Source organism: Gordonia sp. LMA484, from assembly GCF_058129505.1.
The window spans coordinates 5,191,163-5,209,055 of record NZ_CM176700.1 but is presented as its reverse complement, the minus strand read 5'-3'; the positions used below and the strand labels follow the sequence as shown (position 1 = coordinate 5,209,055).

Genomic DNA, 17,893 nt, shown 5'->3' with positions numbered 1-17,893 from the left:
GACGGTGATCTGATCGTCGACTCCGATCCCGACGATCCCGGAACCTGGGATGCGGCAGATGCGCTCGCGGCAGACCGCCGGATCGACACCAGCCGGGTACTGCCCAGTCGCAGCGACCCGGTGGTGGCGGAGGCCTCCACCGTGGTGGGCGGTCCGGTGGGACGACACGCCGCCATCGGGCGTAGCCGCTTGTGGACACCGATCCGCGTGCTGTTCCTCCTCGCTCTGTGTACGTTGGCGCTGAGCTGGTTCGGCAAGGCGGGCTGCCTGCAGCAGGCGCCCGCGGACGCGAACAGTCCGTCCGGGACATCGCTGCGCCTGGACTGGGACGATCAGCGGCAGTACACGAATCTCTGCTACTCGGATGTGATCGGGCTGTTCGGGGCCGAACGGCTCAACGAGGGCGCGTTCCCGTATAGGACCTATTGGTACGAGGCCGGCCCCGACGGGCAGCAGGTCAAGCGGTACATGGAGTACCCGGTCATCACCGGGATGTACATGTATGGCGTCGCGTCGGCGGCGCGGGCATGGGAGTCTGCCCACGAGAAATGGGGCGTGCCGGGGGCCCTCGACGTGGTGCTGTTCTTCGACCTCGTCGCACTGGGTCTCGCCCTCTTCTGGCTGCTGACGATCTGGGCCACCGCGCTCAGCGCCGGGGTGCGGATCTGGGCGACGTGGTTGGCCGCGCTCTCGCCGCTGGTCATCGTGCACGCCTTCACCAATTTCGATGCCATCGCCACCGCGATGGTGGCACTGGCCATCCTGTCGTGGGCGCGGCGGAAACCCTGGCTCGCAGGCGTGTTCATCGGTCTCGGGACCGCGGCGAAGCTCTATCCGGTGTTGTTGCTGGTCGTGCTGCTGATCCTGTGTCTGCGTTCCGGACGGATTCGCGAGTTCGTCCAGGCCGCGGCCGCAGCGCTGGCCGTCTGGGTGCTGGTGAACCTGCCGATCCTGATCACCTATCCGCAGGGCTGGTGGGAGTTCTTCCGTTACAACTCGGATCGGGCGGCCGAGAGCGACAGCCTCTACCGGATCATCAGTGACGCGGCCGGATTCAGTTGGAACATCAGCGCGTTGAACGCTGTGTCGCTCGGGCTGTTGATCCTCGTCGCGGTCGGCATCGGTGTCGTCGGTCTGAGCGCACCGCAGCGACCGCGTTTGGCGCAGTTGGCGTTCCTGATGGTCGCCGGGTTCCTGCTGGTGAACAAGGTGTGGAGTCCGCAGTACTCGCTGTGGCTGGTCCCGCTGGCCGTCCTCGCGATCCCGCAGACACGACTGGTGTTGGCGTGGATGGTCGTCGACGCACTGGTGTGGGTGCCGCGGATGTCGCTGTATCTGGACCAGGATCGACGTTGGCTGCCCGAGCAGTGGTTCACCGCCGCGATCATCCTGCGCGCGCTGATGGTGCTTGCGCTGTGCGCGGTGGTGCTGTGGCAGATCTGGCATCCGGAAGACGACCCGGTTCGTCGCGGATCGCGCTCGCGGCCCGACGAATTGCTCGACGACCCGGCCGGCGGGGTACTCGACGGGGCGCCGGATCGGTTCACCCTGCGTCGGGCCAGGACGCCGGTGCCGATCGCGCCTCCCGTCGCGCCGACAGAACCCTGATTTTCGCCGACGGAACCCGGGTTCGCGCCGACAGAACCCAAGATCGCGCCGAGAGAACCCGGGTTCGCGCCGACAGAACCCTGCGGGTCCTCTGGTTTTGAAGAAGTCTTGGTGTTCAGATCCCGACATTTCTACAACCGGTCCCTGAGGAGCGAGCTTGCGAGCGTCACGAAGGGCCGGCCCTTCGTGACGTCCCTTCGCTAGTGCTCCGGGCCTCCTCAGCTTGAGTTTTAAGCTGTGGGACGTGTGGGGCTGATGGGTTTGGTGTTACTCGGCGTGTCGTGTGTGCAAGACGGCCACCGCCTGTTCCTCTTGAGGTTCATGCGAAGAGCCTCGAGAGAACGCAGGTGGTGGCCGTGTCTTGCAGTGTGCCCGATGTGTCGGCGGTCGACCAACTCGGCGCGCGGGCGCACGCCGAACTGGCAGCGTTTCGCCACACCGTCTATCACGCGATGACCGCGCGGCGCGATGGGTTGTTCGAGGTGACCGACGCCGTGCTGTGTTCGGCGGGGCCGGTCAACACCTTCGTCGAGTTGTCCCTGGCCCGCGAACACCGCCGCAGTCACGGCGGTTTGTACGATGCCATCAATTGCGGTGCAATCGATATCGACAAGGTTCGGGATGCGTTGGCGGCCGGGCCGCTGCCCCGCGATACCGACGGGCGCCTGGTCCTGGCCGTCGATGTCAGCCCGTGGCTACGCCCGGACGCCCCCACCAGCCCCGAACGCGCGTTCTGCCACGTCTACGGACGTGGGAAGCGGGCGCAAGCGCAGATGATCCCCGGCTGGCAGTACTCGGTAGTCGCCGTCCTCGAACCCGGCCGCAGTTGCTGGACCGCGGTGCTCGACACGCAGCGACTACATCCCGACGACGATGCCACCGAAGTCACCGCCACCCAACTCCGCGCGGTGATCGCCCGGCTCCGCACCGCCGGCCAACACCGTCGGGGCGACCCCGACATCCTGATCGTCTTCGACGCCGGCTACGACCTGCCGCTGCTGGCCTTCCTGCTGGCCGACCTGCCCGTGGTGATCCTGGGCCGGATGCGCTCTGACCGGGTCCTGTTCGGGCCGCCACCACCCCCGGCCGCCGCCGGCCGCCCGGCCCGCCACGGACCCCGGCTGGCCTTCGCCGACCCCCACGACCAGCCCACACCGACGGCGGTCACCACCACCGAGACCAGCCGCTACGGCACCGCCACCGCCACCGCCTGGCACCGCCAGCACCCCCGCCTCGAGCGCCGCGGACTCTGGACCCGCCACCGCGGACTGCTGCCGATCGTCGAGGGCACCGTCATCCGCCTCACCGTCGACCATCTCCCCGGTGACCGCCACCCCCAGCCCGTCTGGCTCTGGTGTTCTGACCCCGAACTCCAAGCGGCACAACAGGATCGGTTCTGGCAACTCTACCTCCGCCGATTCGACCTCGAACACACCTTCCGACTGTTCAAACAAACCCTGGGCTGGACCGCCCCCAAAATCCGCAGCCCCCAATCCGCCGACCGCTGGACCTGGCTGATCATCATCGCCTACACCCAACTACGCCTGGCCCGCCCCCTCGCCGAAGACGCCCGCCGCCCCTGGGAAAAACCCGCCCCACCCCAACGCCTGACCCCCGCCCGCGTCCGCCGCGGGTTTCCCCGCATCCACGCCACCCTGCCCCCTCTGGCCAGCGCGCCAAAACCCAGCAAACCCGGCCCCGGACGCCCCAAAGGCACCCCCAACACCCGCCCCGCCACCCGCCACCACATCGGAAAACACCACTCCACCACCAAAAACAAACAGAAAACGACCAAACCCAAAGGATAAAACTCAAGCTCAGGGACCGGGGGTGTGGCGGCTTCCCGGGATCGGTGGGCGAGGCGCGGGGCCCTTCGTGACGCACGCTCACTCCGTTCGCGGGCTCCTCAGCCTCAGGGACCGGGTGGTTTGGCAGCGCTCCGGGCTTCCCGGCTCTATCTACATCGTGCGCTGACCACCATCGCGCCTCACCGACTGACGACCACCATCCGTCTACGATCGATGCGTGGCACGGGGCGGTTCGAGGCGGGCACGGGCGGGACGACGTCGACAACGTCGAATGCGCCTCGCTGACAACGACTTGAGCCCCGTTCAATGGGCAGACATCAAGGCGGCATGGGGTGGGTGTGCCTACTGCGGGCGCACCGACACGGTGCTGCAGCGCGACTGTGTCCAACCACTGTCGATCGGCGGTCGATACACCGAGTTGAACATCGTGCCGGCCTGCCGCTCGTGCAACGCCAGCAAGTGCAACACCGAGGTGACGGCGTGGATGCGGCGCAAGGGGCTCGACGAGGAGCGGTTCCTGCGCCGACTGATCGATATTCGTGAATCCACCGTCGTCGCCACAGCGGACCCACCGCCCGAACGACTTCAGTAGGGTGCGATACATGGGTGACGTACAAGCGCTCGTGGCGCATCAGGACGACGACGGCAACATCGACCTCATCCATGAGGCGGTCGACAAGAGTTTCCTGCCCGAGGGTGACGTCGAGATCGCGGTCGAATATTCGGGCGTGAACTTCAAGGACGCACTCGCGGTGACCCCGAAGGGCGGGGTCGCGCGGTCGTATCCGCTGATCCCCGGCATCGACCTGGCCGGCACGGTCCGATCGAGCACCTCCCCGGAGTTCACGGCCGGCGACCTGGTGGTGGCCCACGGCTATGACATCGGCACCGGTCGCCACGGCGGTTACGCCGACACCGCGCGACTACCTGCCGACATGGTGGTGAAGCTGTCCGGGCTCTCCACGAAGGAGGCCGCGGCCATCGGCACCGCCGGCTTCACCGCGGGGATGAGCGTCGAGGCGCTCATCGACCACGGCATCCGGCCGTCCGACGGCCCGGTACTGGTCACCGGAGCCACCGGCGGGGTGGGCAGTGTCAGCGTCGACCTACTGGCTGCCGCGGGCTTCGAGGTCATCGCCTCCACCGGCAAGTCCGAAGCCGCCGACCTGCTGCGCACCCTCGGCGCCTCCGAGGTCATCGGCCGGCTACCCGAGGAAGGGGAGAAGGTCCGCGCCCTCGGCAAGACACGGTGGGCCGCGGTCGTCGACTGCGTCGGCGGGCCCACCCTGGCCTACGCGTTGAGCACCCTGCAGTACGGCGGTGTGGTGGCGGCCTCCGGCCTGGCCGGCAGCGCCGACCTGCCGACGACGGTGCACCCGTTCATTCTTCGTGGTGTCACCCTCGCGGGCATCGACTCCGTGCAACTCCCGATCGACAAACGCCGCACCCTCTGGGCACGGCTCGGCGCCGACCTGAAGCCGCGGCACCTCGACGACGTCACCTCCGATGTTGCCGTGACCGAACTGCCGAAGTCGATCAAGACGATCCTCTCCGGCGGTGTCACCGGCCGCACGCGGGTCATCGTCGCCGGAGAGTTCTGAGTCGTCGACGAGTCCATCCGGAAAGGGCCACGGCAATGTCGGATCGAGCCGAGCACATCTCAGACGCCACCTCCGATGCGGTGGGCCAACTCTCGGAGGCCCTGGAGTACGTCGAACGTGCGCGCGGTCATCTGTACAGCTTTCACCAGCTGATCGGGCATGCCGACATGGTCCTCGGTGAGGCCGTGGACGCGTTGCGTGCCAACGGGGATGTCGAGGCGGCCGACCTGCTGGCGACGGAGATGGTGGGCCGCAACGTGATCAACGGTCGATGGACGTTCCAGGTCGTCGAGGAGTTCGACGACACCTACTGGGGGCCGTTGCGCGCCATGGAGGAGCGGATTCGGAACGATCTCGTCGACGGTGTGCGCCATCTGCACGAGGCGCGGATGAAGGAACGTCGGCGCACTCACGGCCATCCCGACCACACCGAAAAGCCTTGAGACACAGACATCGTCTGCCTGCTTGCCGCTGCTGAAAGCCGCCCTCCAGCGGCCCTGCGTCGGCGATCCGCCGTCACCCACCCGCTGGTGGGTGGATCTCAGCAGGTGAGGGATCGAGCAGTCACTCGAACTGCGAAATCCGCTCCAGCAAGCGCTCTTTCGCGGCCGGCCAGTCGTCGTCGACCATCGCGTACTGCGCGGTGGTGCGCCAGCCGTCGCCGAACCGTCGATGTTTGCGGAGCAAACCCTCGAACGTGGCGCCGAGTTTGACGATCGCGGCTCGGGACTGGGCGTTGTTCTCGTGGGTGTGCCAGACCAGACGGACGGCACCGCAGTCCTCGAACGCGTGACGCATGAGCAGGAACTTCGACGTCGGGTTGATCGCCGTGCCCTGCGCCGACTCCGCGTAGAAGGTGTAACCGATTGCTGCGGTGCGGTTTGCGGGATCGATGTCGTAGTAGCTGGTGGACCCGACGAGCCGTCCGTCGTCGTTGTCGAGGACGGCGAAGGCGATGCGTCGTGCGGGGTCGGCCAGCGCCGCGTCGATCCACGCATGGCTCGACGCGATGTCGGTCGGAACTGCCGAGGTCCAACGGAAGCGGGCCGGGTCCTCGATCACCGCGGCCAGGGCTTCGGCATCGTCGACGGCGAACGGCCGCAACGTGACCCGTCCCATCGACAGCAGTCCGCCGCCGAGCCAGGCACTCATGAGCCGGCGGAGATCAAGTCGTGCTGGGTGGGCCGTGGCCGACGACCGAACGACGCCAACGGCTCCCGCAGAGGTGCCCGTACGAATGCGACGATGAGGTAGGCGAGCAGCACCGCATGCACCCACACGCCGACGTTGACCCCGGTGATGACCCACCACTTCATCGGCGACCCGGAGGTGTAGATGCCGAACAGCCGGAAGATCGTCGTGTCGAGGATGAAGTCGGCGACCAGATAGCCGACGATGACCGGCCAGCGGATCTGCAGCAGCACGAAGAACGGCAGAATCCACAGCGTGTACTGCGGCGAGTGCACCTTGTGGAACACCATGAACCCGGCCAGCATCGACGCCGACACCCCGATCCACGGATAGATGCCGTCGCGCTGATAGACCCGCCAGCCGAGGCAGATCGACACCGCGAACGCCGCGACGATGAGCAACGGCGAGAGCACACCCACCAACGTGTTGTAGGTGTCGTTCTGCCCGCCCGTGAAGTGACGCAGCCCCCAGTACCAGATCGAGTTGGTGTCGACGTCGGACTTGCGTTTCCCCTGGAACGACAGCGCCGCCTTCCAGCCGTCGAAACCGAGCACGATGAACGGCAACTGGATGGCGATGACGGTCAACGCGGCCGCGGCGGCGACCCAGATCGCGCCGACCCAGTCGAGGGCGCGTCGCAGTGGCGGCTCGCCGTTCGGGCCTGGTGCCGTGCCATAGGTGAGCACGTAGATCGCCAGCGGTAACACGAAGAAGCCGGGATAGAGCTTCAGGCAGAAGCCGATCGCCAACAGGATCGCGGCCAGGATGGCGGCCGTACGCACCGAGAGTCGCCGGTCGCCGGTGGCGGGACTGATGGTCGAACCCCACGCCATCACCGCCACCGCACCCACCGCGGTGGCCACCACGGGCAGCTCCCAGTTGTGGAAGGCATAGAGCACCAGCGGCGGGGTGGCCGCCCACAGCAGCACCCACCAGCGCGTCATCAACGCCAGCATCACCGTGATCGCCAGCCCGAACGGGACGAGCAGCCACACCGAATGTTGGAAGAACTCGGTGTCGGTGTGGGCGCCGATCGCGCCGAGCCACATGAACACCCCGGACAGCACCGGGTACTCGACGACACCGCCGAACAACTTCCCGTCCGGGGTGATGCCCCCGTTGATGTACGGGAAGACGTGATTGTTGATGTCACGTCCGATCCACAGGTACATCAGGTCCGAGTAGCAGGGGATCACGGCATTCGGGTCGCCGACCGGCCAGTGCGAACTGCGGCCCTCGGCGAGGAACGGCGGGCCGCCGCACTTGACCTTCGCCTGGTAGCTCCACAGCATCGTCAGGCAGGTCGTGAGCAGCGACACCAGCAGGATCAGGGCCATCCGGCCGCGGCCGGCGACCGCGGTGGAGAGGCGCGACGCCCGGTCGGATGCAGCTGATGGGGCGTCGGACATGCGCATAGGTTAAGTGCTCAGGGCGCGATCGTTCGAATCGGTGATCGCCGGCCAGGCCCCGTGCCGGATACGCCGGGTGGGTGGCTGCGGTGGGTCTCTTCTGCCGATTTCGCTGGTCAGGGGTTTGTCGTGTATCTTGGAGCGGTTGCCGACGCAGGCGACCCTCCTGCCACGGACAGTCCGTGGCCGACCTAGCCCATAGGAGGTGATGTGGTCTTATGCGTCACTACGAATTGATGGTCATTCTCGATCCGAATCTGGACGAGCGCACCGTCGCACCCTCACTGGATACTTTCCTCAATGTTGTCCGCACGGATGGCGGCAAGGTGGATGGTGTCGATATCTGGGGCAAGCGCCGTCTCGCTTACGAGATCTCCAAGCACAACGAGGGCATCTACGCGGTCATCGACCTCAACGCAGAGCCCAAGACGGTCACGGAGCTCGACCGCCAGCTGAAGCTGAACGAGTCGGTGCTGCGCACCAAGGTCCTGCGGAAGTAATCCACAGTTCCTCGATCGACACCAAAGCAGTCGGTGCCGGGCTCTAGGGTTGAACCCAACGACTCGGTACACGTCGATCAACGAGTGCCCAACCACGACCCAAGGGGAGACACATGGCAGGCGACACGGTCATCACCGTTGTAGGCAACCTGACCGCCGATCCGGAACTCCGGTTCACGCCGTCGGGAGCCGCGGTGGCCAACTTCACGGTGGCCTCCACGCCGCGGACCTTCGATCGTCAGACGAACGAGTGGAAGGACGGCGAAGCGCTGTTCCTCCGCTGCAACATCTGGCGTGACGCCGCGGAGAACGTGACCGAGAGCCTGTCCAAGGGAACCCGGGTCGTCGTGCAAGGTCGCCTCAAGCAGCGGTCCTTCGAGACCCGTGAGGGTGAGAAGCGCACGGTGGTGGAACTCGAGGTCGATGAGATCGGTCCCTCGCTGAAGTACGCAACCGCGAAGGTCAACAGGGCCTCGCGAGGCGGCGGTGGAGGCTTCTCCTCGGGCGGCGGCGGCGGAAGCCGCAGCGGCGGAGGCGGAGGCGGAAGCCAGCAGGTCGCCGATGATCCGTGGGGCAGTGCGCCCGCGAGCGGGTCGTTCGGTGGCGGGGACGACGAACCACCTTTCTAGAAACACACTGGAGTACCAATGGCTAAAGCAAAGAGCACGCGGAAGCCGCGCGTCGAGAAGGTCACCAAGACCAAGGCGTGCAGCTTCTGCAAGGACAAGAAGGCTGTCATCGACTACAAGGACACCGCGCTCCTGCGTCGTTTCCTGTCCGACCGCGGCAAGATCCGTTCGCGTCGCGTGACCGGCAACTGCGTGCAGCACCAGCGCGATGTCGCTGTGGCTGTGAAGAACTCGCGTGAGGTGGCCCTGCTGCCCTTCACCTCGACCGGACGCTGAGCGGGAAGGGACTGACATGAAACTCATCCTGACCGCCGCCGTGGAGAACCTCGGTGAAGCCGGCGACACCGTCGAGGTCAAGGACGGCTACGGCCGTAACTACCTGCTGCCCCGCGGCCTGGCCATCAAGGCCACCCGTGGCGCCGAGAAGCAGGTCGAGGACATCCGTCGCGTGCAGGCTGCCCGCGAGGTCCGTGGACTCGAGCACGCCAACGAGCTGAAGCAGGCCCTCGAGGCCCTCGCCGATGTCTCGCTGGGTGTGAAGACCCACGACTCGGGCAAGCTGTTCGGTTCGGTGACCGCCGCCGACGTCGCCGGTGCGATCCGCTCGGCCGGTGGACCGGCCGTCGACAAGCGCACCGTCGAGCTGCCGAAGGGCCACATCAAGGCCACCGGTAGCTACCCGGTCGTCGTGAACCTGCACCCCGACGTGCAGGCGACCGTCGAACTGGCTGTCGTCGCGGGCTGATCCTCAGCGGCACAAGCGAATACACACCGGAGGGCCGGTCGGACATGTTGTCCGACCGGCCCTTTGGTATCGGTACGGCCACGTCACGTGCGTAGACGTCCCGTCGAACGTGCGCGCACCGTCGACCGGATTGGGGTAGTCGACTACGCATTACGCGGCGCCGGCACGCTCGTAGTTTCATCACTACGAGTTCAACAGATCCGGGGGGCCGGATAGACCGCAAAGGAGCGCAACGTCCACGGACTCGTGAACAACAGACACCGTTCACACCAGGAGACGTCGCCATGATCATCGCCCTCGTGATACTCGGAGCACTCGCCTTCGTCATCGCCTTCTTCGTCCAGCCCTCGATCGACTATGACGACTATCAGGCGCGTCGCCTCATCGCCGCCCGTGAGCAGGGACGACGGAAGGCCGAGCGGCGTGAGGCCACCGCGCTTCGTCGGCAGGAGAGAGCCGTCCGGGCCGCCGACGCCGCGACCCACCCGCAACCACGTCCCGTCCGGAATCGGTCGCGCGCATGGATCTTCGACTTCGCCAACCAGATGCGGTCGATCACCTGAGGTTGATCAGTTCGGGATCGCCGGCTGGGCGGGGAGCTGATTCCAGTACTGCAGGCTCGCCGGCAGGTAGCGCGGAGCCGGGTTGTGGCTGTGCGCGGTGTCCCCACTGGGGAAGTAGAACTTGTGCCACGCCGAGGTGAAGATCAGTGCGCGCGAGCCGGTTCGGCAGGCGACGGTGTCCGGGCGTGGTGCCGTGCAGGTGACCCCGTAGATCGTCACACGCGTGCCCACCGCCAGCGTCGGAGGCACGAACCCCGAGGGTGCGCCGAACCGGTAGGTGGACGTCGCCGGCACCCACCACGGCCCCTCCTGGTCGCCGGAGATGGCCGCACCACTCACGGCGGGCGGGGCGGTCGCCGGGTGGCCCTGACAGCCGACGTAGCGGTAGCCCGGCCCAATCTGGCACAGCCATGGGCCGGCGCGGAGGAATGCGCGGCCGTTGTCGACGTAGGCGAGTGGACGGAACTGCGCGGGATTCACAGGTTGATAGCGCGCGAGGTCGAACTCCACCGGCATGGTGGGTCCGGGCGGCGAGGTCGCCGACGCCGGCGCTGTGCAGAGCGCGCCGATCACCGCGAGAGCGCCGCAGATGCCGGCCACGACACGTCGGCGCGACCGACGAAGGCCTCGACGATGTCGAACCGAAGGTGTCCTCCCCACGACGACCATTCCAGCACACCCTCGCGATGCCGGGTGGTGAACTTGTGGATCTGTGGACAGACGACCCACTCGACGACGGGGTGGCGTTGGTCGATGTGACCTGCTGTTACCCAGGTCACATCGAATGTTTACCGAGTTGTTGGTTACCGGTGGTTGACCCTTGAACCGCAACACGCCGAATACGACATCCGACGTGACACGCCGAGGCAATATTTCCGGCCGGTTGTGTACAAACCCGAGGGGCTCTGACCTGCGAATACATTTGTGCAAACAGAACTATTCCCCAGTTTGTGCACAGGGGGTTCACAACCGTCCCGAGCGCGTCCACAGTCGGTCCACAGTTTGCTGACAGAGTTGTGCACAACTGCGTTTGAGTGGGGGCGGATCCGAGATCTAATGTGCTCCGTCAGTGCTTCTTGCGTGGGCGCGCGGCGTCGCCGATGAACCTTGTCGGTGCCGGTGACTATCACGGAATCAAGCACGACCGACGTCGGCGGCCCATGCCGCGGACGCCACAGAGTCGGACCCACTCGAGGCGTGAGTGGTGCAAGTACTGCGAGAGGTTTGACACGAGTGGCTGTAGTCGACGACCGCGGGCACGAACCGGGCCATCTGGAGTCGGTTCCGGGCACACGCGGAGGACGTGGGGACGACGGTGTTCCCGCCGAGGACTACGGGCGGCAGCCGCCGCAGGACATGGCGGCCGAGCAGTCCGTTCTGGGCGGCATGCTGTTGTCGAAGGACGCGATCGCGGACGTGGTGGAGAAACTGCGTTCGGCCGACTTCTACCGACCTGCGCACCAGGCGGTCTACGAGGCGATCCTGGAGCTCTACGGCAAGGGTGAGCCCGCCGATGCGGTGACCGTGTCCGCGGAGCTCGAGCGGGCCGGTGAGCTCCGCCGGGTCGGTGGTGCGCCGTATCTGCACACCCTGATCTCCACGGTGCCGACCGCAGCCAACGCCGGTTACTACGCCGAGATCGTCGCGGAGAAGGCGATTCTGCGCCGTCTGGTGGCCGCCGGGACGCGCATCGTGCAGTACGGCTACGCCGGCGCCGACGGTCAGGACGTCGCCGAGGTCGTCGACCGTGCCCAGGCCGAGGTGTACGAGGTCACCGAACGCCGCACCGCCGAGGACTACGTCCCGCTGGAGGAGCTGCTCCAGCCGACGATGGACGAGATCGACTCGATCGCGTCGCGCGGTGGCCTCTCGCTCGGTGTGCCCACCGGCTTCGTCGACCTCGACAAACTCACCAACGGCCTGCATCCCGGCCAGATGATCATCGTGGCCGCGCGTCCCGGTGTCGGCAAGGCGTTGTCTCTCGACACCCCGCTGCCCACGCCCACCGGCTGGATCACCATGGGCAACGTCGCCGTCGGCGACCAGCTGCTCGACGCGCAGGGACGCCCGACCCGGGTGGTCGCCGCCACCGACGTCATGACCGAACGGCCGTGCTACGAGGTCGAATTCAACGACGGCACCATCCTGGTCGCCGACGGCCAGCACCAGTGGGTTGCCGACATCGACGGCAAACGCCAGACCGTCACCACCGAGACGCTGCGCGTGCACGTCGGCTGCGCGGTGGTCCGCAACACTCGACCGCTCGACCTGCCGCGGCGCCGCTTCGCCTACGGCCCGTACACGGTGGCCGCACTCGCCGGGATGGCCTTCGACGATCCCGAGATCGCGATGCGCATCGACGCCGAGGGGCCCGTCGACGTGATGACGTTGATGGCCGACCTCGGTGGCCGCATCCCGTTCGAATACCTCCGGGGGTCGATCGCGCAGCGTCGGGCACTGCTCGCGGGGTTGCTCGACGCCCGCGCCACGGTCGACGACGACGGCTGGATCACGGTGCCGGCCGCTACGCGGCATATGACCGCCGTCGTCGCCGACCTGGTTGCCGGACTCGGTTACAACTACAAGCGATCGGCCACCGGGTGGCTGCGCGTCGACGCCGACGACGACGTGTTCACCGTGCACCACAAGGCGATCCGCCACAAGGAACTGCGTCGGCGGGCCGGCGTGCGCCGCCTCGTCGACATCCGTCCCATCGACAGCGTGCCGGTGCGGTGTGTGCAGGTCGACAACGACGAGCACATGTACCTCGCCGGCGAGGCGATGGTCCCCACGCACAACTCCACGCTCGCGATGGACTTCCTGCGGTCGTGCTCGATCCACAACGGCCTCACGAGCGCCATGTTCTCCCTCGAGATGAGCAAGACCGAGATCGTGATGCGTCTGCTGTCGGCGGAGGCCAAGGTCAAGCTCGGCGACATGCGCGGCGGCACGATGACCGACGACGACTGGACCCGGCTCGCCCGCCGGATGGGCGAGATCTCCGAGGCCCCACTCTTCGTCGACGACTCACCCAACCTGACCATGATGGAGATCCGCGCCAAGGCGCGCCGTCTCAAACAGCGCAACGACCTGAAACTCGTTGTGGTGGACTACATGCAGCTGATGACGTCGGGCAAGAAAGTCGAGTCCCGACAGCAAGAGGTCTCCGAGTTCTCCCGCCAGTTGAAGCTGCTGGCCAAGGAACTCGAGGTTCCGGTGGTCGCGATCAGTCAGCTCAACCGTGGTCCGGAGCAGCGTACGGACAAGAAGCCGCAGGTGTCGGATCTGCGTGAGTCGGGCTGTCTACCCGCGTCGGCGCGTATCCTGCGTGCGGACAACGGTTCCGAGGTCACCCTCGGTGAGCTGATGGAGACCGGTGAACGTCCGCTGGTGTGGTCGCTCGACGAACGCCTGCGGATGGTCAAGCGCCGGATGGTCAAAGTGTTTCCCAGCGGGCGCAAAGAGGTATTCCGGGTCCGGATGGCGTCCGGGCGGGTTGTCGAGGCGACCGGAAATCATCCGTTCCTGACGGTTGATGGGTGGATTCCGTTGGCCGAGTTGATGGTCGGGGAGCGAGCGGCTGCGCCCCGATCGGTTCCGGAGCCTGTGGAGGTCGCGAGCTCTGATACGACAGCGGTTGATGCTGCGGTCGAGTGGATCTGTGGTGGCGGGGCACGCACGACCGTGCGTCAATTGACGACCGCTGATGTTGTTCGCGTTGTCGGTCAGGTGGTGGAGCGTCTCGCCAGGAAGTCGGCTGACGAGTGGACGTTTGCCATGCCGGATGGGGATGCGGCATGGCAGTTCGTCCATCTGTTGGCGAGGCTCGGTGTTTTCGCTGCCGTTGCCCCGGCCGATGCGCACCATTCCGCTGGTCGAGCGTTCCCTTCCGCTGGTCGAGTAGCCCGCGAGCCGCTAGGCGAGCGAGCGTATCGAGACCCCGCACCCCACCTCGTCACCGTCCACGGCCACGATCAACTCACGCACTTGGCCGCCGCACTCGGCCTCAAAGCCCCAGCACAGCTGGCGAAAGCCGACGTCGCCAACCACTGGCAAGTCTCGGACGAGCTGCACTCACTGCTGAACGCCCCACAGCTGGTCCCTGCGTCCCTCGCGGCCGCAACCGATTCCAGGGCCACAGGCGGCGAAGGCAAATCCGTTCTCGCCCAGGTAGCCGATGTCCTGGACTCTGCCGATGTCGACCTGCTGGTCAGTAACGATGTCTACTGGGACGAGATCGAATCGATCGAATCCATTGGCGAGCAAGATGTATTCGACGGCACTGTCCCCGGAACGCACAACTTCGTCGCCAACGGCGTGGCCCTGCACAACAGTCTGGAGCAGGACGCCGACATGGTCATCCTGCTCCACCGCCCTGACGCTTTCGAGCGCGACGACCCGCGGGCGGGTGAAGCCGACATCATTTTGGGCAAGCACCGCAACGGTCCGACGGCAACGATTACCGTTGCGCACCAACTGCATTTGAGCAAGTTCGTGGATATGGCGCGGGGGTAGTAGCAGCAGCTGCAGCGCTGTCGGCGAGTCTTGAGCATAGGTTTTGGCGGTCATGCGGCTGAGTGCGCGCCGCGTTCCGCGCCCGGGGAAATTTGAGACGACTGGCCGGTAACTTGAGAATTTGAGACTGAGAGCGCGTTTGTCTCATTCGTTGTTACAGTTGTGGTTCGAGAGGCACGGCCAGGCCCTCGGTGGGCCCACGCCTTCTTCCTGCCTGATCGAGTTTGAGGTTGACACGCCGAGCGTCAGATCAGAGCAGGGTTCCTTGCTCGGGAGGTCGGATACGGTTTGCCAGTACCTCGCGCAACTCGCCGGGAGTTACCACTGCAGTCGCCCCCTCATCGACCAGGATCTGGTTGCCTGGCGGGGTCTGGTCCCCATAGGTGAGCGTGACAAGTTGTCGACCGAGTTTCAGTGCTTCGCGCCCAGCAGCCAACGAACCACCACTGTCGCGGGCTTCGACTACCACCACAGACGTCGCGAGACCGCAAATGACTCGATTGCGAGCCATCGCATTGTGTGCGACCCACCGCTGGCCCGGCTCGAATTGCGACACGATCAGGTGGTTCCTGTCACGGAGTAGCGTCCGGAACTTAGGTTTGGCACTGAACCGTGTGATCCCCTCCGGCAGAACCAGAATCACAGTTCCTCCACCCGCAAGGGCTGACGTTGCGGCAAGAGTGTCGACACCGCGCGCGTTGCCAGCGACGAGACACAAGTCCTGTGCAGCTGCGATCTCGCCAAGCCGCGTGGCTGCGGCGGCACCTCGTTCGCTCACTTCGCGTGATCCGCTGACTGCAACACATCCTGACGACAGCAGTTCGGCATTACCCGAGAAGAAGAGTGCGGGCGTGATCGCCCGGCCTCGATGAACCAACCCGGTCGGGAACCGGGCGTCGTCAACGGCTATGACATCGATCCCGGAGTCGTGCAGTTTGGCCGCTTGCGCAACGATGGCTTGCTCTTCGTCGACACCCAACTCGGAGCTTGCCATGTCAACAGCAGCGCGGTCGAGAAGCGCGTCTCGGACTCGCGCGGGGGTGTGAAACACGCGAAACGCGGTAAGGACGCGGATCAGGGCAGTATGTCGATCGTCCATCATGCGTTGTCACGGAGGGTTTTTGCGGCTACCAGCCCGAAGACTCGGTCAGCCCCCGCCTCGCGGGCGGCACGCGCCGTCTCGTCGAGAGTGGCACCCGAGAGCATCACGTCGTCGACGACGATGCAGTCCCCGGCGAGCTTCGACTTGATCGAGAACATCCCTTCAACCGACCTTCGATTCTGTCCCTTACGTTCGGGACGGCAAGGTGCAAAGGTGCGAACATATCGTTTGCCGGTTCGCTCAGCTACTGATTGCGCAAGAAGCTCGGCCACACTGGTGCCGGTTGCCGTGTGTCCGGGTACTCCGACAATTGTCTCGGCACGGAGCAGATTCGGATGGCGTATAGCCATCCTGAACATCGCATCGCTGAGAAACGAGAACTCGGCGGTCTTCGTGACTGCACCGCCGAAGGTTCGGTACTTGAGCTTGTTGATGCATTCGCCACTGCGGGTATTCTGCAGGCTGTACGAGTCGACGAACGGATCTCGAATCTTGTACCAATCATTCGCCACCCCAAAATCGACATAGCTCATCTGGTTTACCTGCAGCGCAATACTTTTGGTCAGGACGGCAGCGATGCGCCGACAGTCATCAGGTACACCGAATTCCCAGTCCAGGCAGAGTAGTTCGCCTTCCGCAGTGTACTCGCGAGGCGCGTAGGTGAACTGCCCCTTGAAGCCCCACAAGAGGTGGTCTTTTGGCGATGTCATCGGCACGGAGATGCATGCGAACTGGAAACGGCAACCCATCTTCCGGTGGCTTGGCCTCAATAAACGCAACTCGACCTTTCAGGTCGATACCACGGGCAGCCTGGTAGGTGAATCCACGCGGCGGCGTCGAATGGCTCGCCGACACCGCACCACCGGCAAGGCTTCCGCTCGGCAGGGACATGTCCCAGTCCTCGTCGGGGAAAGGTGGTTCATCCTCGGAGGGTGGCTCGTCGAGGTACGGAATCCCGTCGGCGTCCCGCCCTATGTCCGAGGCCTCATTGTCGAACGCTGAAGGGGACCCCCACGCATCGTCTGCCGCGGCAGAATCCGCGGCTCGCAATGCTTCTGACACCGCTGCCAGATCATCGGCAATCTTGCGCGTGCGACGTTCGTTCTCGTCGGAATCATTGCCGGAGACGACGAGAGAACCGGTGTCGTAGGTCTCGATGACGCGATAGCGCCGCAGTTCAGGATTCTGATTGACCGCAAACTGCCAGGCGTCGTGAACGACCAGTCCGTGCAGCACCACAACCTCCAGTCGCGGCATCATCGACACGACACGGCCGATCACCGGCGCACCACGCATCAACTCGCCGGTCGTGGGGCGACGGTTGCAGGCCCACGGGTAGGCGTTCCACGACAGCACATCCTGGGGTTTGATCCCGGCGCCGGCCAGGAACGCGAGGTGCCTGGCAGCGAAGTCCCCCTGATGTTCGAGGCTGAGCATCCCGTCTGCCGCGCTACCGGACAACTGCGCCCACGGCCCGGTGTGCTGGAACAGCGCGAGTACACGCGCGTCGACTCCGCCGAACGTCGGCGCCACGTACGGCACCCACTCCCGTTGCTCCCGACGCAACTCATCGACGTACTTGTTGAACGGAGCGACGTGCGGTTCAAACCTGCGCGCGACGAGGCGAGCCGCGTAGGCGGTATCCGCGGACCTGCGTGGCACCAGCGGTGGCGGCTTGTAAGACGACACCAGCCATTGCAGGCGTGGGTCGCTAACGAATGTCAGCTTCGGATTCTGGGTGCGCATCGCCGACTCGACGTCGTCGAGAATGGAGTCGGGATAGCGCGTCGCCGTGAACCCGAGGTTGTTGAGGTGGTCGGTCAACGCGCACAGCATCTCCCAACAGGCGGCGGCCACGTCGGGAACGGACGAGGCTTTGATGGCCGATAGGTACTTGGTAACCAATGCGGACAACTCGCGATTCAACTCGGCGACCGAGCTGCTCTTCACATACCTGGGGTCCTGCGGCACGAAGTCGATATCGAAAGAGTTCTTGCGGGCGATCTCGCGCATGTTCTCGTTGCACTCGATCAGTCCGGTGTAGAAGTCGTTCTCGTGATCTGCGACGGCTGGATCACTCGCGAGTGAGGGGTGGGTTTCGAGGTACTTGCGTTCCCGGCGTTCGTCGCGCTTGTCTCGCACCTTCTGAACCACGTTGGCTGCCCGGCTCTGCAGGCGCACGCGCAGCCCCATCGTCCCTCCTCGCCGGCTGAGTCCGATTC

General features: G+C 65.5%; 18 protein-coding genes. 11 read left to right on the top strand and 7 right to left on the bottom strand.

From position 1 onward, the window contains the following. The first annotated feature begins 9 nt into the window (after positions 1-9). The 5 genes from AC4AMJ_RS23125 (at position 10) to AC4AMJ_RS23105 (ending at position 5,460) form a co-directional block, all read left to right on the top strand. Positions 10-1,608 carry a glycosyltransferase family 87 protein gene (locus AC4AMJ_RS23125; RefSeq protein ID WP_489918498.1) on the top strand — a complete coding sequence of 533 codons (1,599 nt, stop codon included), beginning with the start codon at positions 10-12 and terminating at the stop codon, positions 1,606-1,608. A gap of 356 nt (positions 1,609-1,964) precedes the next feature. Further along, a complete protein-coding gene (locus tag AC4AMJ_RS23120) occupies positions 1,965-3,416 on the top strand; it encodes an NF041680 family putative transposase (RefSeq protein WP_489897329.1) in 1,452 nt (483 codons plus the stop codon). Between the two features lie 271 nt (positions 3,417-3,687). Then, positions 3,688-4,008: an HNH endonuclease gene (locus tag AC4AMJ_RS23115; RefSeq protein ID WP_489914950.1), complete on the top strand. Its 321-nt coding sequence runs from the start codon at positions 3,688-3,690 to the stop codon at positions 4,006-4,008. Positions 4,009-4,018: 10 nt separating this feature from the next. Continuing rightward, the gene (locus AC4AMJ_RS23110; protein WP_489914948.1) at positions 4,019-5,017 is read left to right on the top strand and encodes an acrylyl-CoA reductase family protein; all 999 of its coding nucleotides are present in this window, start codon (positions 4,019-4,021) and stop codon (positions 5,015-5,017) included. 35 nt (positions 5,018-5,052) lie between these two features. Then, positions 5,053-5,460 (top strand): hypothetical protein, encoded by a 408-nt coding sequence (locus tag AC4AMJ_RS23105; RefSeq protein ID WP_489898818.1) that lies wholly within the window; start codon positions 5,053-5,055, stop codon positions 5,458-5,460. 121 nt (positions 5,461-5,581) lie between these two features. Here the strand turns inward: AC4AMJ_RS23105 and AC4AMJ_RS23100 are convergent, their stop codons facing one another. Together AC4AMJ_RS23100 and AC4AMJ_RS23095 are read right to left on the bottom strand one after the other, a co-directional pair. Then, positions 5,582-6,169 (bottom strand): GNAT family N-acetyltransferase, encoded by a 588-nt coding sequence (locus AC4AMJ_RS23100; RefSeq protein ID WP_489914946.1) that lies wholly within the window; start codon positions 6,167-6,169, stop codon positions 5,582-5,584. Next, entirely contained in the window at positions 6,166-7,617 is a 1,452-nt protein-coding gene (locus AC4AMJ_RS23095; protein ID WP_489914944.1) for a hypothetical protein, read from the bottom strand. Before AC4AMJ_RS23095 ends, AC4AMJ_RS23100 begins: the two co-directional genes overlap by 4 nt. Before the next feature lie 218 nt (positions 7,618-7,835). On the opposite strand from AC4AMJ_RS23095, the gene rpsF reads away from it, so the two are divergent. The 5 genes from rpsF to AC4AMJ_RS23070 all read left to right on the top strand — a co-directional run bounded on the left by rpsF (position 7,836) and on the right by AC4AMJ_RS23070 (position 10,054). Next, a complete protein-coding gene (gene rpsF / locus AC4AMJ_RS23090) occupies positions 7,836-8,117 on the top strand; it encodes a 30S ribosomal protein S6 (RefSeq protein ID WP_489898821.1) in 282 nt (93 codons plus the stop codon). 113 nt (positions 8,118-8,230) lie between these two features. Beyond that, the gene (locus tag AC4AMJ_RS23085) at positions 8,231-8,746 is read left to right on the top strand and encodes a single-stranded DNA-binding protein (RefSeq protein WP_489898822.1); all 516 of its coding nucleotides are present in this window, start codon (positions 8,231-8,233) and stop codon (positions 8,744-8,746) included. Between the two features lie 18 nt (positions 8,747-8,764). Further along, positions 8,765-9,022 (top strand): 30S ribosomal protein S18, encoded by a 258-nt coding sequence (gene rpsR, locus AC4AMJ_RS23080; protein ID WP_124709165.1) that lies wholly within the window; start codon positions 8,765-8,767, stop codon positions 9,020-9,022. A gap of 16 nt (positions 9,023-9,038) precedes the next feature. After that, positions 9,039-9,491, top strand: a complete 453-nt coding sequence (gene rplI / locus AC4AMJ_RS23075; protein ID WP_489898823.1) for a 50S ribosomal protein L9 — start codon at positions 9,039-9,041, stop codon at positions 9,489-9,491. Between the two features lie 284 nt (positions 9,492-9,775). Then, positions 9,776-10,054, top strand: coding sequence for a hypothetical protein (locus AC4AMJ_RS23070; protein ID WP_489898824.1), 279 nt, complete (start codon positions 9,776-9,778; stop codon positions 10,052-10,054). Positions 10,055-10,060: 6 nt separating this feature from the next. On the opposite strand, the gene AC4AMJ_RS23065 is transcribed toward AC4AMJ_RS23070, so the two are convergent. Together AC4AMJ_RS23065 and AC4AMJ_RS23060 are read right to left on the bottom strand one after the other, a co-directional pair. Beyond that, the gene (locus tag AC4AMJ_RS23065; RefSeq protein WP_489914942.1) at positions 10,061-10,723 is read right to left on the bottom strand and encodes a hypothetical protein; all 663 of its coding nucleotides are present in this window, start codon (positions 10,721-10,723) and stop codon (positions 10,061-10,063) included. Further along, positions 10,624-10,833 carry a hypothetical protein gene (locus tag AC4AMJ_RS23060; protein ID WP_489918556.1) on the bottom strand — a complete coding sequence of 70 codons (210 nt, stop codon included), beginning with the start codon at positions 10,831-10,833 and terminating at the stop codon, positions 10,624-10,626. Before AC4AMJ_RS23060 ends, AC4AMJ_RS23065 begins: the two co-directional genes overlap by 100 nt. A 454-nt stretch (positions 10,834-11,287) precedes the next feature. Between AC4AMJ_RS23060 and dnaB the strand changes: the two genes are divergently transcribed. After that, positions 11,288-14,569, top strand: coding sequence for a replicative DNA helicase (gene dnaB / locus AC4AMJ_RS23055; RefSeq protein ID WP_489914940.1), 3,282 nt, complete (start codon positions 11,288-11,290; stop codon positions 14,567-14,569). Positions 14,570-14,819: 250 nt separating this feature from the next. On the opposite strand, the gene AC4AMJ_RS23050 is transcribed toward dnaB, so the two are convergent. The 3 genes from AC4AMJ_RS23050 to AC4AMJ_RS23040 are packed head-to-tail and all read right to left on the bottom strand — an operon-like array spanning position 14,820 to position 17,864. Beyond that, positions 14,820-15,671: a DNA-processing protein DprA gene (locus AC4AMJ_RS23050; RefSeq protein ID WP_489914938.1), complete on the bottom strand. Its 852-nt coding sequence runs from the start codon at positions 15,669-15,671 to the stop codon at positions 14,820-14,822. Beyond that, positions 15,668-16,204 (bottom strand): ComF family protein, encoded by a 537-nt coding sequence (locus tag AC4AMJ_RS23045; protein ID WP_489918555.1) that lies wholly within the window; start codon positions 16,202-16,204, stop codon positions 15,668-15,670. The genes AC4AMJ_RS23050 and AC4AMJ_RS23045 overlap by 4 nt, the downstream gene beginning before the upstream one ends. A 58-nt stretch (positions 16,205-16,262) precedes the next feature. Next, complete coding sequence (locus tag AC4AMJ_RS23040; protein ID WP_489918554.1) at positions 16,263-17,864, bottom strand: uracil-DNA glycosylase family protein; 1,602 nt, start codon at positions 17,862-17,864, stop codon at positions 16,263-16,265. Between the last annotated feature and the right edge of the window lie 29 nt (positions 17,865-17,893).

What these genes read in the sequence shown, in the direction of transcription:
- AC4AMJ_RS23115 (WP_489914950.1), top strand. Translation starts at nt 3,688, where the DNA reads ATGCGCCTCGCTGACAACGACTTGAGCCCCGTTCAATGGGCAGACATC.
- AC4AMJ_RS23110 (WP_489914948.1), top strand. Translation starts at nt 4,019, where the DNA reads ATGGGTGACGTACAAGCGCTCGTGGCGCATCAGGACGACGACGGCAAC.
- AC4AMJ_RS23105 (WP_489898818.1), top strand. Translation starts at nt 5,053, where the DNA reads ATGTCGGATCGAGCCGAGCACATCTCAGACGCCACCTCCGATGCGGTG.
- AC4AMJ_RS23100 (WP_489914946.1), bottom strand. Translation starts at nt 6,169, where the DNA reads ATGAGTGCCTGGCTCGGCGGCGGACTGCTGTCGATGGGACGGGTCACG.
- AC4AMJ_RS23095 (WP_489914944.1), bottom strand. Translation starts at nt 7,617, where the DNA reads ATGTCCGACGCCCCATCAGCTGCATCCGACCGGGCGTCGCGCCTCTCC.
- rpsF (WP_489898821.1), top strand. Translation starts at nt 7,836, where the DNA reads ATGCGTCACTACGAATTGATGGTCATTCTCGATCCGAATCTGGACGAG.
- AC4AMJ_RS23085 (WP_489898822.1), top strand. Translation starts at nt 8,231, where the DNA reads ATGGCAGGCGACACGGTCATCACCGTTGTAGGCAACCTGACCGCCGAT.
- rpsR (WP_124709165.1), top strand. Translation starts at nt 8,765, where the DNA reads ATGGCTAAAGCAAAGAGCACGCGGAAGCCGCGCGTCGAGAAGGTCACC.
- rplI (WP_489898823.1), top strand. Translation starts at nt 9,039, where the DNA reads ATGAAACTCATCCTGACCGCCGCCGTGGAGAACCTCGGTGAAGCCGGC.
- AC4AMJ_RS23070 (WP_489898824.1), top strand. Translation starts at nt 9,776, where the DNA reads ATGATCATCGCCCTCGTGATACTCGGAGCACTCGCCTTCGTCATCGCC.
- AC4AMJ_RS23065 (WP_489914942.1), bottom strand. Translation starts at nt 10,723, where the DNA reads ATGGTCGTCGTGGGGAGGACACCTTCGGTTCGACATCGTCGAGGCCTT.
- AC4AMJ_RS23050 (WP_489914938.1), bottom strand. Translation starts at nt 15,671, where the DNA reads ATGATGGACGATCGACATACTGCCCTGATCCGCGTCCTTACCGCGTTT.
- AC4AMJ_RS23045 (WP_489918555.1), bottom strand. Translation starts at nt 16,204, where the DNA reads ATGAGCTATGTCGATTTTGGGGTGGCGAATGATTGGTACAAGATTCGA.
- AC4AMJ_RS23040 (WP_489918554.1), bottom strand. Translation starts at nt 17,864, where the DNA reads ATGGGGCTGCGCGTGCGCCTGCAGAGCCGGGCAGCCAACGTGGTTCAG.